This is a genomic window from Xenorhabdus sp. SGI240 (assembly GCF_040081915.1).
In the GTDB taxonomy this organism is placed as follows: domain Bacteria; phylum Pseudomonadota; class Gammaproteobacteria; order Enterobacterales; family Enterobacteriaceae; genus Xenorhabdus; species Xenorhabdus bakwenae.
Window position 1 is genome coordinate 1 of sequence record NZ_JBEBMB010000069.1, and the last position, 21772, is coordinate 21772.

Annotated in this window: 20 protein-coding genes and 1 pseudogene; 8 read left to right on the top strand and 13 right to left on the bottom strand. The window is 43.5% G+C overall.

The annotated features are described in order from the left end of the window. Both ABLA76_RS14150 and ABLA76_RS14155 read left to right on the top strand, forming a co-directional pair. The coding region (locus tag ABLA76_RS14150) for a hypothetical protein (protein WP_348988402.1) at positions 1-778 on the top strand (778 nt) is incomplete at its 5' end. Between the two features lie 22 nt (positions 779-800). Further along, positions 801-875, top strand: a pseudogene (locus tag ABLA76_RS14155) (GlsB/YeaQ/YmgE family stress response membrane protein); the annotation flags it as partial. 101 nt (positions 876-976) lie between these two features. Here the strand turns inward: ABLA76_RS14155 and sseA are convergent. Both sseA and ABLA76_RS14165 read right to left on the bottom strand, forming a co-directional pair. Then, positions 977-1816 (bottom strand): 3-mercaptopyruvate sulfurtransferase, encoded by an 840-nt coding sequence (gene sseA / locus ABLA76_RS14160; protein ID WP_348988403.1) that lies wholly within the window; start codon positions 1814-1816, stop codon positions 977-979. A 39-nt stretch (positions 1817-1855) separates the two neighbouring features. After that, a complete protein-coding gene (locus tag ABLA76_RS14165) occupies positions 1856-2011 on the bottom strand; it encodes a hypothetical protein (RefSeq protein ID WP_348988404.1) in 156 nt (51 codons plus the stop codon). Between the two features lie 273 nt (positions 2012-2284). Here ABLA76_RS14165 and dinG point away from each other — a divergent pair, with 273 nt between their 5' ends. Continuing rightward, a complete protein-coding gene (gene dinG, locus ABLA76_RS14170; protein ID WP_348988405.1) occupies positions 2285-4396 on the top strand; it encodes an ATP-dependent DNA helicase DinG in 2112 nt (703 codons plus the stop codon). An 898-nt stretch (positions 4397-5294) separates the two neighbouring features. Here the strand turns inward: dinG and ABLA76_RS14175 are convergent. The 3 genes from ABLA76_RS14175 to rhtA form a co-directional block, all read right to left on the bottom strand. Continuing rightward, the gene (locus tag ABLA76_RS14175; protein ID WP_047766925.1) at positions 5295-5519 is read right to left on the bottom strand and encodes an alkylphosphonate utilization protein; all 225 of its coding nucleotides are present in this window, start codon (positions 5517-5519) and stop codon (positions 5295-5297) included. Positions 5520-5711: 192 nt separating this feature from the next. Then, positions 5712-6218 (bottom strand): DNA starvation/stationary phase protection protein Dps, encoded by a 507-nt coding sequence (dps, locus tag ABLA76_RS14180; protein WP_348988406.1) that lies wholly within the window; start codon positions 6216-6218, stop codon positions 5712-5714. Positions 6219-6427: 209 nt separating this feature from the next. Beyond that, positions 6428-7318, bottom strand: coding sequence for a threonine/homoserine exporter RhtA (gene rhtA, locus ABLA76_RS14185; RefSeq protein WP_348988407.1), 891 nt, complete (start codon positions 7316-7318; stop codon positions 6428-6430). A 206-nt stretch (positions 7319-7524) separates the two neighbouring features. Between rhtA and ABLA76_RS14190 the strand changes: the two genes are divergently transcribed. Next, positions 7525-7989 carry a GNAT family N-acetyltransferase gene (locus tag ABLA76_RS14190; RefSeq protein WP_348988408.1) on the top strand — a complete coding sequence of 155 codons (465 nt, stop codon included), beginning with the start codon at positions 7525-7527 and terminating at the stop codon, positions 7987-7989. 98 nt (positions 7990-8087) lie between these two features. On the opposite strand, the gene ABLA76_RS14195 is transcribed toward ABLA76_RS14190, so the two are convergent. Beyond that, positions 8088-9089, bottom strand: coding sequence for a Gfo/Idh/MocA family oxidoreductase (locus ABLA76_RS14195; RefSeq protein WP_348988409.1), 1002 nt, complete (start codon positions 9087-9089; stop codon positions 8088-8090). Between the two features lie 264 nt (positions 9090-9353). Between ABLA76_RS14195 and ABLA76_RS14200 the strand changes: the two genes are divergently transcribed. Further along, positions 9354-10949 (top strand): ABC-F family ATPase, encoded by a 1596-nt coding sequence (locus ABLA76_RS14200; RefSeq protein ID WP_348988410.1) that lies wholly within the window; start codon positions 9354-9356, stop codon positions 10947-10949. Positions 10950-11034: 85 nt separating this feature from the next. Here ABLA76_RS14200 and moeB read toward each other — a convergent pair whose 3' ends face one another. Together moeB and moeA are read right to left on the bottom strand one after the other, a co-directional pair. Further along, positions 11035-11784, bottom strand: a complete 750-nt coding sequence (moeB, locus tag ABLA76_RS14205) for a molybdopterin-synthase adenylyltransferase MoeB (RefSeq protein ID WP_348988411.1) — start codon at positions 11782-11784, stop codon at positions 11035-11037. Between the two features lie 78 nt (positions 11785-11862). Further along, on the bottom strand, positions 11863-13119 hold the full coding sequence (moeA, locus tag ABLA76_RS14210) for a molybdopterin molybdotransferase MoeA (protein ID WP_348988412.1): 1257 nt from the start codon (positions 13117-13119) through the stop codon (positions 11863-11865). A gap of 207 nt (positions 13120-13326) precedes the next feature. Between moeA and ABLA76_RS14215 the strand changes: the two genes are divergently transcribed. The 3 genes from ABLA76_RS14215 to yeiB all read left to right on the top strand — a co-directional run bounded on the left by ABLA76_RS14215 (position 13327) and on the right by yeiB (position 16628). Beyond that, the gene (locus ABLA76_RS14215; RefSeq protein ID WP_348988413.1) at positions 13327-14511 is read left to right on the top strand and encodes a YbfB/YjiJ family MFS transporter; all 1185 of its coding nucleotides are present in this window, start codon (positions 13327-13329) and stop codon (positions 14509-14511) included. Between the two features lie 275 nt (positions 14512-14786). Beyond that, positions 14787-15455 (top strand): GTP cyclohydrolase I FolE, encoded by a 669-nt coding sequence (gene folE, locus ABLA76_RS14220; RefSeq protein ID WP_047766941.1) that lies wholly within the window; start codon positions 14787-14789, stop codon positions 15453-15455. Positions 15456-15494: 39 nt separating this feature from the next. After that, positions 15495-16628, top strand: coding sequence for a DUF418 domain-containing protein YeiB (yeiB, locus tag ABLA76_RS14225; RefSeq protein WP_348988435.1), 1134 nt, complete (start codon positions 15495-15497; stop codon positions 16626-16628). Between the two features lie 70 nt (positions 16629-16698). Here the strand turns inward: yeiB and sanA are convergent, their stop codons facing one another. From sanA to ABLA76_RS14250, 5 genes are all read right to left on the bottom strand, one after another. After that, positions 16699-17427 carry an outer membrane permeability protein SanA gene (gene sanA / locus ABLA76_RS14230; RefSeq protein ID WP_348988414.1) on the bottom strand — a complete coding sequence of 243 codons (729 nt, stop codon included), beginning with the start codon at positions 17425-17427 and terminating at the stop codon, positions 16699-16701. 207 nt (positions 17428-17634) lie between these two features. Next, a complete protein-coding gene (locus ABLA76_RS14235) occupies positions 17635-19332 on the bottom strand; it encodes an NAD-dependent malic enzyme (RefSeq protein ID WP_348988415.1) in 1698 nt (565 codons plus the stop codon). A 162-nt stretch (positions 19333-19494) separates the two neighbouring features. Beyond that, positions 19495-20379: a cytidine deaminase gene (gene cdd / locus ABLA76_RS14240; RefSeq protein WP_348988416.1), complete on the bottom strand. Its 885-nt coding sequence runs from the start codon at positions 20377-20379 to the stop codon at positions 19495-19497. Positions 20380-20571: 192 nt separating this feature from the next. Further along, positions 20572-21267, bottom strand: a complete 696-nt coding sequence (locus ABLA76_RS14245) for a CidB/LrgB family autolysis modulator (RefSeq protein ID WP_348988417.1) — start codon at positions 21265-21267, stop codon at positions 20572-20574. After that, complete coding sequence (locus ABLA76_RS14250) at positions 21261-21758, bottom strand: CidA/LrgA family protein (protein WP_348988418.1); 498 nt, start codon at positions 21756-21758, stop codon at positions 21261-21263. Before ABLA76_RS14250 ends, ABLA76_RS14245 begins: the two co-directional genes overlap by 7 nt. Between the last annotated feature and the right edge of the window lie 14 nt (positions 21759-21772).

The following is a 21772-nucleotide window of genomic DNA, read 5'->3' on the forward strand; positions in this document are numbered from 1 at the left end:
GCTCGGCTGGGTTTCTCTGGGGCTGGGGGCGCTCAGCCTGGGGGCCAGTGTCATTGGCGGTCTTAGCCGCAGCCTGGGGCGGTTGGGCCAGCAGTCAGGTGAGTTTAGTGAAGCGTTTGGCAGCAGGTTCAGTAGTGGAGGGCCAAGGCAAATGAATCTGGTCACACCTCCTGCAACATCAAGCGGATCAGTGGCAAGCTTAAGCAATGATTATGTAGCCGTGTTCAGGCACGCCATAGCTGAAAATAGGATTAGGCAAGTTGAAAATCCCAGAGGGAGTGGTTTTTATACTATAGGGATGGAAACTAATGGATTACCTGAAAATAGTCAGATGCAATACCTGAGAAGGAGATTATTTACCCCAAGAGGGGACAACTCTACGATAGAAGTTATTGATAATATCACCCCATTAACAAATGGAACTCACCAGTTATTAAATATCGGAAATGAAGATTTTGAAGTATTATATTTGCAATTTATAGACGCCAGAATATTAAGTAATCGCAATCTATCTGATGCTGTTATTGGCACTGTTAATCGTCTCCGTCTTGCCACTAGACTTTATCTCTTAGACGCATCTGCATTTGAAGATAACACTATAAATATGATGAAACGTTTATGGAAAGTAAGCGGATTTTCTAATTCTAGTGTAAGTGAGTGGCTATATTATAACTTGCGGTATTTATCTCCGGATCTAAATTTCCCAAACGATATAGCGGAAAAAGACAATGCATTTCAGTTTTTTAATCATATTATTATTCCAAATATTAGGGGATAAAAAGGTAAGCCTGGATTGGTATATGGGTATCCTGTCATGGATTATTTTTGGTCTGATCGCCGGAATCCTCGCTAAATGGATTCTGCCGGGAAATAACAGCAATTGTTCTGTTTGTATACCCTAAAATTTCTAACCAAGAGTACAAGAAAGGGCATATTATTTTGATGCTCTTTCTTGTTCTTTATTATTGTCAATAACCTATTTTTCTAATGGAAGTGAAGCATCAGCGCCCCATTCAGCCCAGGAGCCATCGTATAATCCCGCTTCTTTATGACCAATCATATCAAGCCCCAGGACTAAAATTGCGGCTGTCATACCAGAACCACAACTGGTAATTATGGGTTGGCTTAAATCAATGCCCTGTTTGCGGAATATTGCTGCAATTTCTTCTCCTGGCTTATAGCATCCATTATCAATCAGGGTTGTCCACGGAACATTTTTAGCGCCGGGCAGGTGCCCCATTCTCAGACCTGGACGGGGTTCTGGCACTTTTGCCTGAAAACGGTCTTCTGTCCTGGCATCGACAAATTGAACCCCTACATCGTTACGGAGAGCATTAAGGATCTGCGCCTGAGAACAGACTTTTTCAGGGGTAAACTGGATATTGAAAACTTCGGGAGAGCGAATAACTTTACCTGATTCGGTTGGATAACCGGCTTGCTGCCAGCCTTGTAAGCCCCCTGCAAGAATACGGATATGATGAGCCCCAAAAATTTTAAATGTCCACCATGCCCGTGGGGCGGAAAACATATTGCCTTGATCGTAAATTATCACCAGATGATTTTCACTGATGCCCATTTTGCTAACAGCCTGACGGAAGGTTTCCGGCTCCGGCAACATGTGAGGCAGGTTGATTTGTAGATTAGCGACCTTATCCAGATCAAAAAATTGGGCGCCCGGAATGTGTTTCTCTAACCAAAGTTGGTGATAATTAATGGATTGGGTAGGCATTGGGGCACTGGCATCAACGACAACGATATGCTCATCATGGCGATGTTCGTTTAACCATTGTGGACTGACAAAATATTCATTTTTCATGAGCTTCCTCATCGGGTGTTACGATACGAGCCAATGTATTTATTGCTGCCCTGTTGGCGCATTTTCCTGCTGAGTCTGTTGTGGTGCTTCGGCTGGTGTGGTTGAGCGGGTATATATATTCATCCCTGCCAGAAAGATCCCGCCAATTGAGCCGATGGAAAATAATATGATGATAATGAGCAGGATTTTTTTCATCTCTGTCTCCAATAAGGTTTTAATAACGAGTTATAACGGTTATAAAAAATCAAAAGTATATCGGCTTCTGCATTTCAGACAAGCGATAACCGATTTTCTTGCATTGAGAGTAAAAAGACTGGAAACCGCTTCGCAGGAATGATCATATAAAGCTGATTTGAGATCAGTTCTATGGGAAAATTATTCCTTACCAAATTGCGCTTATGCGTTTGAATAGTAAAGACAGAAGTATGATGAAAAAAATAGCTCTCCAATTTTTAAGCAGTAAAAATCATGGCACTTTCTAGTTCAGTAAAAAGTCAGATTAGTCAGTGGTATAAATCATTATCTACCCATATTGATGGTTTCATTCCACGCGCTCCGCAACGTCAAATGATTGCTGAGGTTGCAAAGACATTGGCGGATGAAGAGGGGCGACATTTGGTGATTGAAGCGCCAACGGGAGTAGGGAAAACGTTGTCATATCTGCTCCCCGGGATTGCCATCAGTCGGGCAGAACAGAAACCATTGGTAGTCAGTACAGCCAATGTTGCCTTACAAGATCAAATTTACAGCAAGGATTTGCCGCTGCTGCGTAAGATTATTCCTGACCTGAAATTTACGGGCGCTTTTGGTCGGGCGCGTTATGTTTGTCCGCGCAATTTGGAAGCCATTTGTGCCGCAGAAGGGGAGCAGATTGATTTGATGTTTCTGGTCGAAGACCAGACTGAAATTGCTAATAGTGAAGAGCGGGAATTATGTCGCCGATTGCGCAGTGATTATGCGACGTTTGCCTGGGATGGCTTACGAGATCACCATAAACTGGCACTGGCGGACCCACTATGGGCAAAAATCAGTACGGATAAAGTGAACTGCCTGGCCCGCAATTGCCAGTTTTACCATCGTTGCCCATTTTTCCTTGCCCGCAGGGAAATTGAAGATGCAGATGTCATCGTTGCCAATCACTCTTTGGTTATGGCAGCGCTGGAAAGTGGATCGGTTTTACCGGAGGCAAAAAATCTGCTGTTGGTTCTGGATGAAGGGCACCATATTCCCGAAGTGGCAAGGGATACACTGGAAGTTGAAGGGGAAATAACCTTATTCCAGTTTAATGGGCAGTTAGATACATTTGTCCGTCATGTAGAACAATACCTGGTTCAATTTCGGCCGACAAAACCTCCTGCTTTGGCAAATATCCCCCGATTACAGACCCATTGTGCAACAATCCGTGAATGCTTTAAGGAATTGGCGGAGATAACACAGGCGCTATTGCCTGAGCGTGGTGAAGCGGAAGAATACCTGTTCGAACTGGGAAAGTTACCGGAGAGTTTACTGCTATGTTGCCAGCAATTATTTAAACTCACTGATGGATTACGTGGTTTGGCTGAAGCGATTTTGAATGATTTGGGTGATCAGACTGCCAGACAAGATATTGTCCGTTTGCATCGTGCTATTTTGCAAGCCAGCCGAACATTAGGCTATTTTGAGAATATGACAAAACTGTGGCGTTTGGCTTCACAAGAAGAATCTTCCCATGCGCCGATATCCAAATGGTTAACGCGACGCTATGAGAAAAATCAATCACATCTCTATCTTCATTGTGTAGGCATTCGGGTCAGCGAACAATTAACTCAGATACTATGGCGTACTATCCCCCATATTATAGTGACATCGGCCACGTTGTGTTCACTGAATAGCTTTTCCCGCATTCAGGAACTTACCGGATTACACGAAAATGAGGGTGATCGTTTTATCAGCCTGTCATCGCCTTTTGAACATGTACGACAAGGGCGTTTGGTTATTCCTCAAATGACACAGGAACCGACCATTCAAAATGAAATGCAGCATCTCGAGGAAATGTCGCGCTATTTTCGCTCTCAGGTGATGGCAGGGAAACACCGGGGAATGTTGGTACTTTTTAGCAGCCAACGAGCAATGGAAGGGTTCCTGACTTTCGTTACAGACTTGCGGTTGGTGTTATTGGTACAAGGTGATCAGCCTCGTTATCGATTGGTAGAAACACATTGCAAGCGAATTGATGAGGGGCAAACCAGCGTTCTGGTTGGATTGCAGTCATTTGCAGAAGGATTGGATCTAAAAGGTGATTATCTTTCACAAGTCCATATCCATAAAATTGCATTCCCTCCCGTAACTAATCCGGTGATTATTACTGAAAGTGCATGGTTGAAATCTTTAAAACGTTATCCATTTGAAGTTCAGAGTTTGCCGAGTGCCTCTTTTAACTTGATCCAACAAGTGGGGAGGCTAATTCGCAGCCATGAGTGTTATGGTGATGTAGTGATTTATGACAATCGGTTATTCACCAAACGTTATGGTTCACGTTTATTGAATGCGTTGCCGGTATTTCCCATCGAACGGCCAAAGGTGCCAGCGGAAAAGGAATAAAAATAACCCAAGGATGGGTTATTTATCCAATTGCACTGTATCAATATTCCAACTTGGTGATTTGCTTTTTATGTATCTGATAATCATTAATTGTTAGTTCTTGCAAGAAACTCTCATCATGAGAGCTTAAAATAAAATTCTTTATTCCCTGAGGAAAATTGTTTTATCTTGACTTTATATTCCAATCTATTTGAAATAAGTAAATTAATTTTTTATCCTAAAACCAGATTCTATATTGCTATTAATGCCCGTCATTATTGAAGGCATTAGTGCCCTAATAATGACGGGTATATGTCCAAAACTAAAAATCCGGGCCTGAACTTACAACCTCCTGAAATCACTGTTCTTCAACAGAGTTAAAGCTATATTGTATTTATTGGCGTATACATATGCTATATATCTCTTTAAGGCAAAACTGATATTTTTTAGGGTGTTTAATATGTTTGGCACATCTGATACGTGCGACTTCTTTGCATTGTTCAGATTTACTATTCAATTGTGCTTCTGTTGCAAATGTATTCCATGATGCTAATAGAAAAATAGCTGTGCATAGAGTCAGTGAAGTTTTCATCTTGTAACCTCTATATAAATTTTAATATTTTCAATATCTTTGCTCTTTATCAGAATAAAGACCTATTTATAATAAATTTTCTTACCTGAAATTCCAATCTATTTGGTGTTTTTCTGTGGCTTGGTTTGTGAATGACGTATTTAATGGATTGATCTTCTGGGAGATATTACTATTTTTCTGTGGCAAAACTTAATTGGAAAGGATAACTGTCAGTTGTCTGATTCAATATAATCAATGCTATTCGATTTTTAACGCCATTAATAAAAAGGATAAATAATATAATAGTTAATATTATTTATCCTTTAAGCAAAAATGGGTTTGTAATCGTTATTTATCTACTTTTTTCAGGAAGCAGGTTTTCAAGACTAATCCCTTAATTTTATCGGCATTGCATTCAATCTCGTCTTCACGGTGGGTCAGGCGAATGTTTTTGATCAGTGTGCCGCGTTTCAGTGTCTTGGAGGTGCCTTTAACTTTCAGGTCCTTGATAACCTGCACTGAGTCGCCGTCATCCAGTAATGCGCCGTTAGAATCTTTGACTTCGTTATCCATCTAATAGAATCCTCATGTTTATTTTTGAATCAAACAGGGATTATAGAGAGAAAAATGATTTTTTTAAAGGTTTGTGGGATTTTTAAGGGTATAACTGCTTTTTTTAATGTTTTTTCCATCAATAATGGACACTGATGTTAAAAAGGCCACTGATGTGGCCTTAACTTAATTACGAGGAATAATATTTTTATTTTATTGCTCAATATTTGCTTCGATAAACCATAAAAATTTGTCGAGATCACGGGATGCCGCGGTAAACATATCCGCAGTGTCTTCATCTTCCGCATCAATGATCGCCTGACGGATATCATTAGCAACCATCGCATAGCGATCGGCCAGCACCTTTAGATGATCCTGTACATCGTGAATATCTGTTGGGTAGCTTTTCAGGGGGGTACGTTTATACACTTCCTGAACAGTGCCCAGCGCGGTTCCACCTAATTGAACGGCTCGTTCTGCAAATATATCAAGGTGTTCTGTGATGGCATTACGAAAATCATCCAGCATCTTATGAATGGCAATGAAATTGCGGCCACGCATGTTCCAGTGAGCCTGCTTAGTCAGCATGGATAGGTCGATAAATTGGCTCACCATATGATTTAAGGCAGTAATCGTTCTCTGTTTAATACCTTCATCGAGATTGTTTCGGGTATAAATCAGGCCAGAAGGTTGGGTTTTGAGTAATTTTGCGGTATTCATAATAATATCTCCTTAAATTCTGAGTAATGAGTTATCTCATTAGATAGAATAAATTTAGTTGATCATCTGTCGGAAGTCATATTGATTACCTCTATTGAATTGATAGTTATTGTGTTGGTCGGTAACATTTTGATAATTTATGAAAATAAGAAACCGGAAAACAAATATTTCTCCGGTTTCAATAAATCATCCCAGTATTTTTAAAATCGTTATTCTACTTTTTCTATTTTAGTTTTTCGCTTAATGGTTGAGGTGGAGCCTATGGACGCAAAAATAATACAGAAAAGGGCAACCCACTGACTCATTGCTAAATGTTCATTAAGGAAAATGATGCCTGATAATGCTCCCAATACAGGTTCAAGGCTCATTAATGTCCCGAATGTTTTGGCTGGTAAACGAGTAAGGGCAATCATCTCCAGAGTGTAAGGAAAGGCGGTGGATAAAATGGCGATCCCTAGGGCAATTGGTAGTAAAGAAGCATCGAACAGGAGTTCAGGGCCAGTCTGTATTAATCCGATTGGGAAGAAGATAAAGGCAGCAATGAGTGAACCGATAGAAACTGTTGCGGCTCCATAGCCCGCTCCAGCACGTTGCCCAAAGATAATATAAAGCGCCCAAAAAACACCGGCTCCCAATGCGTACAAAATACCGATAGGATCGAGTGTATTGACACTATTTCCGATTGGCAGCAGGAAGCTTAACCCGGCAATAACCAGGGCAATCCAGAGAAAGTCCAGAGGACGGCGGGAAGAAAACATGGCTACTGCTAAAGGTCCGGTAAACTCAAGTGCAACAGCAATACCGAGCGGAATTCGGGATAAGGACATATAGAACAGGTAGTTCATTGCCCCCAAAGAAATGCCGTAGGCAAAAAGCGGGAGCAATGAAGAACGCTGAAACTTTAACCGCCACGGTTTAAAAATCAGGAATAGGATAATCGTGCCTAATGCAAGTCTCAGGGCTGTGACACCGGGTGCACCAATGACAGGAAATATTGTTTTAGCCAGTGAAGCCCCGGCTTGAATTGATGTCATTGACAGTAACAATAAAATCACAGGAAGCAGTGAAAAAGAAGCTGCCCGATGCTTGGAAAGAGACATTTTAAAGAAACCTCAGTTACAACATGTTATTTAAGGTCGCCATCTTCGCAGTGAAACAGATATAACTCAACAGTATTATCAGTTGTATGCTTGTTAGCAAATGTTGAACAAAATCCAGCTTTATCACCTGATACTTGACTGTTTTAATAATTACATTATTCTGTTGATTGAAATTTATACTAACTGAAAGTGTTCGAGAGAACCTAATGATAATAAGAGCGGCTACTATGCAGGATATTGAGGCTATTTTATCTCTTTATAGCATATTGTTTAGTGAAATGGCTGCGTTACAGCCGGATAGAATACAAGTGGCTGAACAAGACAGAGATTTTATTGCTTCCAATATCAATAACGATAAGTTTCATTTACTGGTTGCGGAAGATGGGAATGGCAGTATTAAAGGTTTTGCTATTGCCCAGGAGCAAAAGACCCCTCCTTTTAATTGCCTGATGCCGAGAACTTATGGTTATGTTTTTGACTTGATGGTAAGTCAGGATGCCAGAAATTTTGGAGTTGGTCAAAAGTTATTGGCTGGTATGAAAAAGTGGGCGCAAGAAAACCATTATTCACACCTTGAACTGAGTGTATTATCCCAGAATGTTGATGCGATACGTTTTTATATCAGGGAAGGGTATCAAGAAGCCAGCAGAACGATGGTAATTACCTTGTGAATAAAAATAATATATTAAAACCATCAAAAGTTATACTTTGATGGTTATTTTATTAGTTAGTTTACTCTTCATGTTTTTAAACAGTAACACCAAATTTATTAGGAAATAATATTTGCAGTAGCACGATACTCTTTTAATACTTCATCAATAACCCAACTGGTGCGGGCGGCAGATTCACCCGTGGATGGACAATTGCCATTGCCTTGTATGTTATTAATCACTTTCTGAATGAATGGCATCTGGATATGTTGGGGATTTTCGAAATAATATTGGTGTAGTTGATTATTTTCGTCATAGTATGAAATGGGAGAATCACCAAATGTGGCAAAAACGATTTTGCCTTTTGTACCGATAATTTCGACTTTATCCTCACGAGAACTGGCGACAAAATTCCAAATACCAACTCCCTGAACATGATTCTCGAACATAAATGACATGGAAACGCAGTCTTCGGCGGGATAGGCTTTTGCCTGTGAATTGGCATGCCCTTTGACGGAGGTGATTTTTCCCAGTAAAAAATCCAATATATCGAGTGTATGACAAGCTAAATCAACAAATAGGCCACCACCTGATATCTCTGGTTTTACAAACCAGGGTAAATTATCAGGATCTTGATAGACAGGCGCCATTTCCCTGAATTGCATACAATTGACTATCCGAGGTGTACCAATTGCGCCAGAATCAATTAATTCTTTTATTTTAATAAACCTCGGTAATGCCCTGCGGTAATAAGCGACGAACAGGGGAACTTTTTGAAATCGGCAGATGGCAATCATTTCGTTGCATTCTTCAAATGTTAATGCCATGGGTTTTTCGACATAAACACTTTTTCCAGCGTGTGCTGCCAAAATAGTATATTTCTTATGGGTAGAAGGTGGGGTAGCAATATAAACGGCATCAACTTCCGGATCATTAATCAAAGATTCGGCATCTGAATACCATTTCCGGATATTGTGCCGCTTGGCAAAATCTTTGGCTAAATCTGCATTGCGTCGCATGACGGCGACTAATTCTGAATTCTCCAATTTATAAAAAGCAGGCCCACTTTTTACTTCTGTTACATCACCACAACCTATAATACCCCATCTTACTTTTTGCATTGTATTTTTCCGATATATCAATTTGTTGATTTGTAAAATAATATCGGAAAGTTTATAACAGTACCGGTTTCTATTCTATATTTCTCTGTCCAATAGATTAGTTTATTTTATGAAAAAATGATTAATATTCAGTGTTTTATATGAGGTGATGGCCTGATTTTAAACGTGGGTAACGCATTCTGGCGATACTTTTCTTCTGTTGTGGCATAATGCGCGGCTATCGATTTTACATTTCCCTTTTTATCCACTTTAAGAGCAACAGTTGTGTTAAGTACAAACAACATCACTATGCAGTTTGGCAGTAAGCCACTGTTTGAAAATATTTCTGTCAAATTCGGCAACGGTAACCGCTATGGTTTGATTGGGGCGAATGGGGCAGGCAAATCTACTTTCATGAAAATCTTGGGCCGGGATTTAACCCCAACTTCCGGTAATGTCAGCCTTGATCCTAATGAGCGTTTGGGTAAATTGCGTCAGGATCAGTTTGCTTTCGAAGAATATACCGTGCTGGATACCGTCATCATGGGGCATCAGGAGCTGTGGGAGGTCAAACAGGAGCGTGACCGTATTTATGCGATGGCAGAAATGAGCGAAAAAGATGGCTATCGTGTCGCAGATCTGGAAGTCGCTTATGGTGAGATGGAGGGTTACAGTGCAGAAGCGCGTGCCGGCGAATTGTTGTTGGGGGTCGGCATTCCCGTTGAACAGCATTATGGCTTGATGAGTGCAGTGGCACCGGGCTGGAAATTGCGCGTATTGCTGGCACAAGCCCTGTTTTCCAATCCTGATGTCTTGCTGCTCGATGAGCCAACTAACAACCTGGATATCGACACTATCCGCTGGTTGGAGCAAGTGCTCAACGAACGTAACAGCACGATGATCATCATTTCCCATGACCGTCATTTCCTGAATACGGTATGCACACATATGGCCGATCTGGACTATGGCGAGCTGCGCTTGTTCCCTGGCAACTATGATGAGTATATGATTGCTGCAACGCAAGCGCGTGAACGTCTGCTGGCCGATAATGCCAAGAAAAAGGCGCAAATTGCTGACTTGCAGGCATTCGTTAGCCGTTTCAGTGCTAATGCTTCCAAGTCTAAACAGGCGACTTCCCGTGCCCGTCAGATTGATAAGATCCAGTTGGAAGAGGTGAAGGCTTCCAGCCGTCAGAATCCTTATATCCGCTTTGAACAAGAGAAAAAACTGTTCCGCAATGCGCTGGAATTGGAGGCATTGACCAAGGGATACGATAACAAACTACTGTTTAAAAATCTAAATATGCTGATGGAAGTCGGCGAAAAGATGGCGGTAATTGGTGAAAACGGTATCGGTAAAACGACCCTCCTGAAGATACTGATTGGTGAGGAAACGCCAAATAGCGGCACCATTAAATGGTCTGAAAATAGCACGATTGGCTATTATGCACAGGATCATGCCAGTGATTTTAACTGTGATATGACGGTGTTTGAGTGGATGAGCCAATGGAAGCGCGAAGGCGATGATGAGCAGGCAGTACGCAGTATTCTTGGTCGCTTGTTGTTTGGGCAGGATGATATCAAGAAGAAAGTGGGGGTGCTTTCCGGTGGTGAACAAGGCCGGATGCTGTTTGGCAAACTGATGATGCACAAGCCTAATATTCTGGTGATGGATGAACCAACTAACCACCTGGATATGGAATCTATCGAATCTTTGAACCTGGCGCTGGAACTTTACCAGGGAACGCTGATTTTCGTCTCCCATGACCGTGCTTTTGTGAGTTCATTGGCTAGCCGTATTTTAGAAATTAAATCCGACAAGGTGATTGATTTTAAAGGTACTTATGATGAGTATCTGAGAAGTCAGGGTATTGTCGGGTAAGCTTTTTGTATTGGAAGAGAAACATCCGGCTTAATTGGGCTGGATGTTTCTTTATCAGAATAAGTTTCCAACGACATATTCATTGTCACTGGCAAACTTCACATAAGGGATCTTGCAGCAATGTTATTTGGCGAAATTGCATTGTCATTGCATCGAAAAGTAATACCTTGCCGTGACAGGTTTGCCCGTATTGAGTCAATAGCTTAATGGTTTCCATTGCCTGCAATGAACCGATAGTTCCTACCAATGGCGCCATGACACCTGCTTCAACACAAGTCAGGCTGTTTTCACCAAACAAGCGGCTCAGGCAACGGTAACAGGGCGTTTCCGGTTGGTAAGTAAAGACAGCAAGCTGGCCTTCCATGCGGATCGCAGCACCCGAAACCAATGTTATCTTACGCCCATAACACAGGCGATTGAGTTGTTCACGAATGGCAACATTATCTGTACAGTCGAGCACCATTGCATGTTGGCTGATTAATTCATCTAACGCCGGATCATCCAACAGCCCTTCAATGGGATTGATAGTGATGTGTGGATTGATCTCCCGCAGGGTTCGCGCGGCGGAATGCACTTTTGCCATACCAATGCGCTCATCGCGGTGGAGGATCTGCCGTTGCAGATTGGAAAGGGAAACCGTGTCAAAATCCAGCAGGGTCATTGTCCCAATACCCGCCGCCGCAAGATACTGGGAAGCGGCGCAACCCAGCCCGCCAGCACCCACTATCAACACGTTGGCTGATTTTAATGTTTCCTGTCCGTCGAAATCGAAACCACGTAAGACAATTTGTCTGTTATAACGCAAGGTTTCTTCATCAGTAAGTTCGACCGCCATTTTTCACTATCTTCTTATGATTGGTTTTTTCGGTTATTGTTTTTTTAACTATTGTTTTTTTAACTATTGGTTTTTTAGCTATTGGTTTTTTAATAAACAGTTAAAAAACTCGATTTGCACGGTTTCACCAGCAGCAACATGCCCACGTTCCCGTTCCAACACAATAAAACAGTTGCCGAAGCTATATGAACTAAATATATGGGAGCCTTGATGCCCCGTAGTTTGCACTTCTAATTCACCCTGTTCATTAAGTGAAGCAATACCACGTTGGAAATCCAGCCTGCCGGGGGATTTTTTCAAAGGTGTTGTCGTTCTGGCTGTGAGACGCATAGGTGATTGCCATGCAGTAAAACCCGATAGGTGGGCAATCAACGGTTGTACCAATTGGTAGAACGTGAGCACGGCTGATACAGGGTTGCCAGGCAAGCCGCAGAACCAGGCATTTTCCAATTTACCGAAGGCGAAAGGTTTACCCGGTTTGATGGCGAGTTTCCAAAAACTGATTTTTCCTGTTTCGTCTAAAATCTGTTTGGTGTAATCCGCTTCACCAACAGAAACGCCACCGCTACTGATCACTAAATCAGTTTGTTTATCTGCTTCAATAAAGGCCCGGCGCAAGGCATCAGGATCATCGCGGATTACGCCAAGATCGATGATTTCACACTCCAGTTTTTCCAGCATCAGGCGAATAGCAAATCGGTTGGTATCGTAAATTTGGCCTGCCTGTAAGGGTTCACCGATGGCTTGTAACTCGTCACCGGTAGAAAAAATGGCAACTTTCAGCTTGCGGACAACATCAACCGTTGCAATGCCTAGTGAAGCAATCAGCGCTAATTGTGCTGTGGAGAGCTTGATCCCTTTTGGCAATACCACCGCATTTTGGCTGATATCTTCCCCAATGGTGCGAATGTTCTGCCCCGGTTTTACCGGATGGGTGAAGCAAATTCCCATTTCGGTAGCCTCCGTTTGTTCTTGCATCACAACGGCATCAGCGCCAAAAGGAATGAGAGCACCGGTCATAATGCGGATACAACTGCCGTTCGGCCATTCCTGCTGAAACGGCATACCTGCCAGGGCTTTGCCTGCCACGGGTAAGATATGGTTTTCGTTAAGATCTGCCAGGCGAATCGCATAACCATCCATTGCTGAGTTATCAAACGAGGGGACGTTGATCGGGGAAACGATATCAGTGGCGGTAATTCTGCCCATAGATTCGGTCAGGTTAATGGTTTCTGTCGTGATCAGAGGAGTTGCAGTGAGGGGAACGGTGTGTGTCAGTAATGTTTCCAGTGCTTGCTCAAGAGAGATTAAGTCTGAGGTATGACAGTGATCCATAAGAAACTCCCTATATGCCGCAAATTGCGGACAAGTGTTTATTCTTGTATTGGATGCATTATGGCAAAGATTGCAGTGATGGGGAATGACAGGCAGTGGTGACTGCTATAGAGAGGATTGTTAAGAAAAGATGTATATTATATTTATTGTTTGTTATAACTAAATGATGCCCTCCAAAACAATTAATTTCATTACTCTTTAATCACTATGAAAAATCAAACGGTTACATCTCTTCATCGTAATTATCAAGCTGTTCAGATTGCATTAAGCGGTTTTCTCGCTTTGGTTGTTGCAATGGGAATAGGACGCTTCACTTTTACCCCACAAGTGCCATTGATGATTGCTGAATCACAACTCACATTAACGAGTGCGGGGATAGTCGCCGCATTCAATTACCTCGGCTATCTGGCGGGTTCTTATGATGCCATGCGGGCGCAACGTTTTGTGGAATACCGTTTGTGGAGCGGTTTGTGGGGAGCCGTCATTATCACCCTGCTTTCTGCCTTGTTGGATGGACCGATATTGCATAGTATTGCCCGCTTTTTTATAGGTTGGGCCAGTGGTTGGACGTTGGTATTGGTAGCTGCATGGGCGAATGATGAATTGGCAAAATTGAATCGTCCGGGGTTGAGTGCAGCCGTTTTCTCAGGGACAGGTGTGGGGATTTTTATTAGTGGTATGCTGGCAATGGGCATCCAATCCTGGCAGATGAGCGCAGCCAGTGCGTGGATGTTATATGGTATTTTGGCGCTGTTATTCAGTGTTTACGTCAGTCGCTATCTGCCCCGCAGCGGTGAATTGCACCGTCCACAGACGGCGGGCGAAACACTGAGCCTGACACCGGAAATCAAGCGATTGGTGTGGTGTTATAGCCTGGCTGGATTCGGCTATATTTTGCCTGCGACGTTTCTTTCCCAAATGGCGGCAGCGCGTTTTCCTGATAGCTTGTTTGCCCAATTTGTCTGGCCAATATTTGGCGGTGCTTCGGTCGTTGGCATCATGCTGGGAATTTTGTTGCGTAATGTATCAACATCCCAAATCCGTCTGGCGGTTACGTTATGGCTCCAGGCACTCGGCATCCTGATTGTGGAAATATTACCGGGCATTGGTGGTTTGATGATTGGGGCATTGCTGGTAGGCGGTGGATTTATGTGTGTGGTACAGCTTGCCTTACAGTATGGCCGTGAATTGGCGCCCAATCATGCCCGCTATATGGCGGGATTGCTGACCACGGGTTATGCGCTGGGGCAATTGGTAGGGCCAATGTTATCCGCGACTTCGACATGGCTGACAGGCAAATTAGAACCTGCTTTGTATATCGCATTTATTGGGTTGCTCATTGCCGGTTTACTGGTATTTTATCGCACCAATACCTATCGTGAACCATCCTGATTTGGTGCATTGATGATGTACAGGTATAGTTATGCGCTCGCGTATACGATATATACTCGATAAACTTCAAGTTGCAATCCGCCAGACGACGCGGAGCCTTATATCTCCCCGCTGCACGGGGAAATATAACACGCAATCTTGAAGTTGGATTGGTATATGCGTAGAACAAGATAAATAAAGTCGATATTGTGTGGTATTACATTCGCTGATATCTGCGTAAAATAAGCGCCCTGATTTCCCGTCAAGTAACGAAAATATTTACCCTGGAGAAACTGATGTCATCCTTAAGTACAGAAGCTGCACTGGTGCATTCGGCACTGGCTGAGCGTGGTCTTGAAACCCCATTGCGTGAACAAACTTTGGAGCCAGAGGTGCGTAAGGTACGCATTAAGGCACACATGACAGAAATTATGAAGCTGTTAAATCTCGATTTGAGTGATGACAGTCTGGCAGATACGCCCGGTCGTATCGCCAAAATGTATGTGGATGAGATATTCTCAGGGTTGGACTATAACAATTTCCCGAAAATTACGCTGATAGAAAATAAAATGAAAGTGGATGAAATGGTGACAGTGCGTGATATTACGATGACCAGCACTTGTGAACACCATTTTGTCACTATTGATGGCAAAGCCACGGTTGCTTATATTCCTAAGGATAAGGTCATTGGTTTGTCGAAGATTAACCGGATTGTCCAGTTTTTTGCGCAGCGCCCACAAGTGCAGGAACGCTTAACACAGCAGATCCTGATTGCATTACAAACCCTGCTTGGCACAAATAACGTCGCTGTTTCCATTGATGCTGTTCATTATTGCGTGAAAGCGCGCGGCATTCGTGATGCGACCAGTACGACGACGACGACTTCTCTGGGAGGGTTATTTAAAACCAGCCAGAATACACGGCAGGAATTCCTGCGTGCCGTGCGTCATCTGCATTTATCATGATGAATTTCTATTATCATGAAACAGAGTTGTAATGGGGTAATGTGTCAGAGAATTGAAGTACTTGATAGTGTGCGTGGTGTTGCCATTTTGGGAATATTGTTGCTGAACATTTCCAGTTTTGCTTTGCCGTATGCAGCGTCCATGAATTTGTTTTATAAAGATTCAGTCTCGTTCTCTGATGTGATGACATGGTCTGTCTTGAGTACCTTTACTCAGGGAAAATTCCTGTTCATCTTGACGCTGTTGTTCGGAGCATCACTCGAATTGCTTCGGCAGCGGGGACGAGACTGGAATATTTCCAGGTTACTGGTTTTGGCTGTTATTGGTTTGTTGCATGGAGTTTTGCTATGGGATGGTGACATTTTGTTGTCATATGGCGTTGTTGGCTTATTGGCATGGCGTTTTATCAATACCCGTCAAAAGTTGTTTGGTACAGCGGCGACGTTCTATTTATTCGGCGTAATGATGTTTTACCTTCTGGGGCTGTTTCCCTTAGGGGAAAATAATGCATTCTGGCAGCCTACACTGGAAGATATTTCTTATGAAAGCTACTGGAAAATGTATGGTGGATTATTGGCCATAGAATACCGTATTCGTCAGATAAGCGGGGCGATGATAGTGGTGATTGTGCAATATGGCTGGCAATTAATCGGAGTCATGCTTTGTGGCGCGATGTTACTGCGTAATGGTTGGTTGAAAGGGGAGTTTAGCCATAAGCATTACCGCCGTTTGGCGCTATGTCTGATCCCGGCTGGTATGGCAATTCAGGGCATTGCTTTGTCGATACAATACTTATATCCCTACAGTTATTTTGCATCCTGGACTGTCCGTTACACCATTACTGAACTGGCAACACCGTTGCTGGCGTTGGCTTATATCGCATTAATTTATGGATTCTGGCCTGCCATTTCGCGTTGGAAAATCACGTTTTGGCTCCGGCAGGTCGGAAAAATGGCACTGAGTAGTTACGTGTTGCAAACACTGATTTGCACCACACTTTTTTATCGCTTTGAGTTATTTGGGCAGTTTAGCCGTTTGGAGTTAATGGCATTTATTCCCTTTATCTGGGTATTGAATATTGGCTTTGCTTGCTGGTGGCTGAAACGTTATTCTCAGGGACCGATGGAAAAGCTCTGGCGCAGCTTAACAGCAAAATTGGCAGGTAAGGTTTAGAGAAATCTGCCGTAAACCCTCGCCCAATGCGGGCGGGGATATAAGTTTGTCGGTAAACTGCCACTTTTATCTATTCTGATTTCCTTTGTGGCTTCCTTTCTAATTCCTGTAACTCCGCTGGCGATACAGCAGGGTAACCTTGAATTCCTGTTGGTATGGTATGTGGCGCGGGGATAGGCATTAATGGACCTAAAAATCGCGGTTCACGTTTTAAAATATAGAGATCAGTCAAGGCACCGAGACGAGCCAATACTTCCCTGAGACGGATCGTCATCATATTCTTGGGAGAGGGAACCACATAACATTGCGCTTCTATACCAAAATGCATAGCGATAAACAAGGCTCGTTCGCAGTGGAAGCGCTGAGTGATGATAGTAAAATCGTTGGTATCAAAGACCTTACGGGTTCTGACAACTGAGTCCAATGTTCTGAAACCGGCAAAATCCATCACAATATTACTGGCCGGAATTCCTGCCTTGATCAAATCCTTTCGCATGGTAATGGGTTCATTATAACTATGTTGGGCATTATCTCCGCTCAATAGCAGGTATTTGACTTTACCGCTGTTGTAAGCGTTAACCGCGCCCTGGATCCGATAGAAATAATATTGGTTATATGTACCGGTTTTATAATATTTGGATGTGCCGAGTACCATACCGACTTCTCGCTCAGGCAGTTGCCTGACATCATCAAAAATGTAAGGAGCGGTTTTCCAGCTAACCCAACGGTCAAGCATAATGGCTGCCAGTATAAGAACTGCAATGATAAAAATGAAACCCGTAATCAAGCGCTTCCACATGATTTTTGTTTGCCTTATATGTGCTGATGAGCCAATGCCGTAAGGCTACTTGACTTGAAATATCGAAGCAAGTTTTGGGGGATCATATCGGAACTAAATTGATTCAATTTAAAAAATATAAAGCCATTATTTATGATTTATCTGACCAGATTATTATTTGATTACTTTTCAAGCCTGCCAATATTATTGGCAGGCTTATTACCAATATCAGAATGAAGTGCGTTTATACACGCGATATTCTGGTTTCCAGAAATTGCGCTCAATCGCTTCATCCAACGCATCTTCCGATGTAACAATCGCTACGCCTTGAATTTGGGCTTTTTTCGCTACTTCTTTGGCTATTTTGCGGGAAACATCCTGGATGTCATCAATCAGTGGCAACAATGGGCCTGAGCCTGTTTGCGCCAGCGGTGAACAATCCGCTAATGCGCGGCTGGCCGCCATCAACATATCATCGGTAACACGTTTGGCACCGGCAGCGATAACACCTAAGCCGATCCCCGGGAAGATATAGGAGTTGTTGCATTGTGCGATTGGATATTCCTGACCGTCATATTTTACTGGTGCAAACGGGCTTCCTGTAGCGACCAATGCTTTGCCTTCCGTCCAGTTGATGATGTCTTCCGGGCGAGCTTCCACACGTGATGTTGGGTTGGACAGCGGCATCACGATAGGACGTTCACAATGTTTGTGCATTTCACGGATGATCCCTTCGGTAAATAGACCAGATTGACCAGAAACACCAATCAGGACCGTAGGTTTGGCATTGCGAACCACGTCCATCAATGAGAGAGAATCGCGGGTGACATCCCACGATTGCAAGGTGGTGCTTTTCTGTACCAATGCACTTTGGAAATCCAGTAAGTTTGGCAGCTTGTCAGTGAGGAGGCCAAAGCGGTCAACCATAAACACGCGGGCACGAGCTTGTTCATCACTCAATCCTTCAGATTTCATTTGGGCAATGATCTGCTCTGCAATACCACAGCCCGCAGAGCCGGCACCGAGGAATGCCACGGTCTGGTCTTTCAACTGGCGGCCGGCGGCACGGCTGGCGGCAATCAGGCTACCTAAAGCAACCGCTGCGGTGCCCTGGATGTCATCATTGAAGCAGCAAAGCTCATCGCGATAGCGGTTTAACAGCGGCATGGCGTTGTTCTGGGCAAAATCTTCAAATTGCAGCAGTACGTTAGGCCAGCGGCGTTTCACAGCCTGAATAAACTCATCGACAAATTCATCGTACTCTTTGCCAGTAATGCGTGGATGACGCCAGCCCATATACAGAGGGTCATTGAGGCGCTGTGGGTTATTGGTTCCTACATCCAGAACCACAGGCAGGGTATAAGCAGGGCTGATCCCGCCACAGGAGGTATACAGCGACAGTTTACCGATAGGAATACCCATGCCGCCGATCCCCTGATCACCCAGACCAAGAATGCGCTCACCATCGGTAACAACGATAACTTTTACATTCTGTTTGGTGGCATTTTGCAGCATATCATCAATGTAAGCCCGGTTTGGGTAGGAGATAAACAAGCCACGGGCACGGCGGTAAATATCAGAAAAGTGTTCACACGCTTCACCAACAGTTGGCGTGTAGATAATAGGCATCATTTCGCTTAAGTGGGCATCAAGGAGGCGATAGAACAGCGTTTCGTTGGTGTCCTGAATATTCCTTAAATAAATGTGTCTATCGATATCGTATTTGAAATCGCAATATTGGCGGTAGGCGCGTTCGGCCTGCTCTTCTATTGTTTCAACGGCCTGCGGCAATAAACCGTGTAAATTGAAATGACTACGTTCTTCTTCTGTAAAGGCGCTGCCTTTATTCAGCAGAGGAAATTCCAACAAGATAGGGCCAGCGTAGGGAATGTAGAGAGGACGTTTACTTTCGTGTTCCAGTTCCATGATGCTTACTCTTTGAACTTATCAATAACAAAATCGGCCATAGATCCTAAGAAGATAAAAACAATAAGTACAGTAAATGTTACTTAGATATGATTATCATGAGCAAAAATGAGAGATAACATACAGAATTGGCTAATAAAATGTTATTGGATGATACACATTTCAAAATGTATACCGTTCTGCTTTTGTACAGCCGAGAGCCGTTAATGTGCATTCTGTCGCATTCCATTGTGATAAATGGCTATTTTCGCCTTCCACCAAAACTGCTCGCTTGATGGATTGACAATCACTACCTGCCATATTCATGAAAATCAGAGCTGCCTGTAATGGTGGTAAGCTTGGGTTGAATGCCGCATTTTCTGCATAACGGCCGGTATAAACTTTCCCTTGTTCATCTTGTAGGGCAATGCCTGCATGGGATTGGCTATAAGGCGCATGGCTACGGTTCGCTGCATCCAGTGCTGCCTGCACCAATTCGTCACTGGTAGCTAACTGATGGCCGTGATTAACCTCATCCAGCAACAATGGTGTGTCGGCTAAATCGCACGGGCCAAAGGCTTCTGGCAGGTAATCGGCCAGAGTCAATGGTGGCCGGCTGGGGAGGCAAACTTCCAATTGTGTTCCACTATTCAGTTCATTCATAAATTGTCGGCAATGGCCACAAGGTGAATAGTTGACGGTGATGGCAACCAACTTTTTCTCACCACGCAACCAGGCGTGCGTGATGGCGGATTGTTCTGCATGGATAGTTTGCTGTAATGGAACCCCAGCGAATTCCATATTGGCACCGAAATAGAGATTGCCACTTTCTCCCCGCGCAATTGCGCCAACATAAAAATGGGAAATAGGCGCACGGGAATAGGCTGCGGCAAGTGGTAATAAGGCTAATGCCAGCGCCTGATCGTCTGATCCGCAGAGCTGTTTAATTGACTCCGCTTGCTCTGCGGTCAGCATGGCGGGAAAATCGTCATTGCCAATATAAGGTAAGAGGGCTTTTTGCAGTTCAGGTGTGATTTCTGCCCAGATAGTGTGAAAACGAACTTGCATAGAATGATCTCCAAATTAATTGAAGGTCATTCTAGGACGTCTGTTCAGGTTTGCAATGTGATAAATAGCATATAATTAATGAAATTCGTGTAAACAAGATATCATTTTATTAACCTATATCAAATTTTTGCTATTTTGTTGGATTTGTTTACTTTCTTGCTACGATTTTGTAACCCGTAACCCATAAAATGATTAGCCAAACAGATGCAGCAATACGGGAAATAGAAAAGGGGCAATCAGTGAGGTAATAATGCCGCAGGTCATTAAGGCCAGTGAGCTGTATGCCCCTTCAATATGATCCATTTCTGCACAGCGAGCCGTTCCCACCGCATGAGATGCTGTACCCATTGCCAACCCTCGTGCCGACGGGGTTTTTATTTTCAGGGCGTTAAATAGATTGTGACCAAAGATAGCCCCCAAAATCCCTACCATAATGACACAAGCTGCACTAATGGCGGGAATACCACCAATGGAATCGGCTACAGCCATAGCGATTGGGGTCGTCACGGATTTGGGGAGCACAGAGGCCGCAATTTGCGGCGTAGCCCCTGCCCATAATGCGATGGCAGTCCCCGTAACCATGGCGACAATGCTGCCGACAAAACAGATACTAATAATGGATTTCCACTGGGCACGGATTTGATGTAGCTGTTCATACAGCGGAAAAGCCAGTGCAACAACGGCAGGTTGCAGCAAATCGTTCAGTATCCGGCTGCCGGCAAAATAGTGTTTGTAAGGAGTATGCGTCAGCAACAGCAGAGGAATGATAACGGCCATTGAGATCAGTAACGGATTAAATATCGGCAGTTTGAGTCGCATTGACAGTTTTTTAGCGCCGTAAAATACAATCAGAGTTAATGGTAGTGACCACCAGATATGGCTTAACATTTTTCTTTCTCTTCCGGTTCTTGTGATAACGGTTGTGATGGATTTGTGGGTGTTGAGATGGGTTCTTGCTGCTTAGTACCAGTCTGGCTAGTCTCCATTTGCCGAGCACTGATAATGACACGTTCACGATGAATATAGTGGGAACTATAAGCAACAACGACCATAACAATCACTGTGCTAACGATACAAGAAAGGAGAATAGGGAGCATTTGTTGGCTAAGTTGTGGGTAATAATCCATGATCCCCACCCCGATGGGCAAAAAGAGCAGTGTCATGTGTTTCATCAACAGGCTACAGCCTGGTTTTACCCAATGTGAGGGAATAATTTGGGATGTGAGTAAGCCAAACAAGAGAAGTAAGCCAATAATACTGCCGGGAAGAGAGAAAGGAAGTTGTGCCGAAATGATATTCCCCGCGATCAGGCACAAATAAAGCAGCGCGAATGCGCGCAGGTATTGCCAACCTGTTATCAGCACATTTTGGAAAGACATAATCAATAATTCCT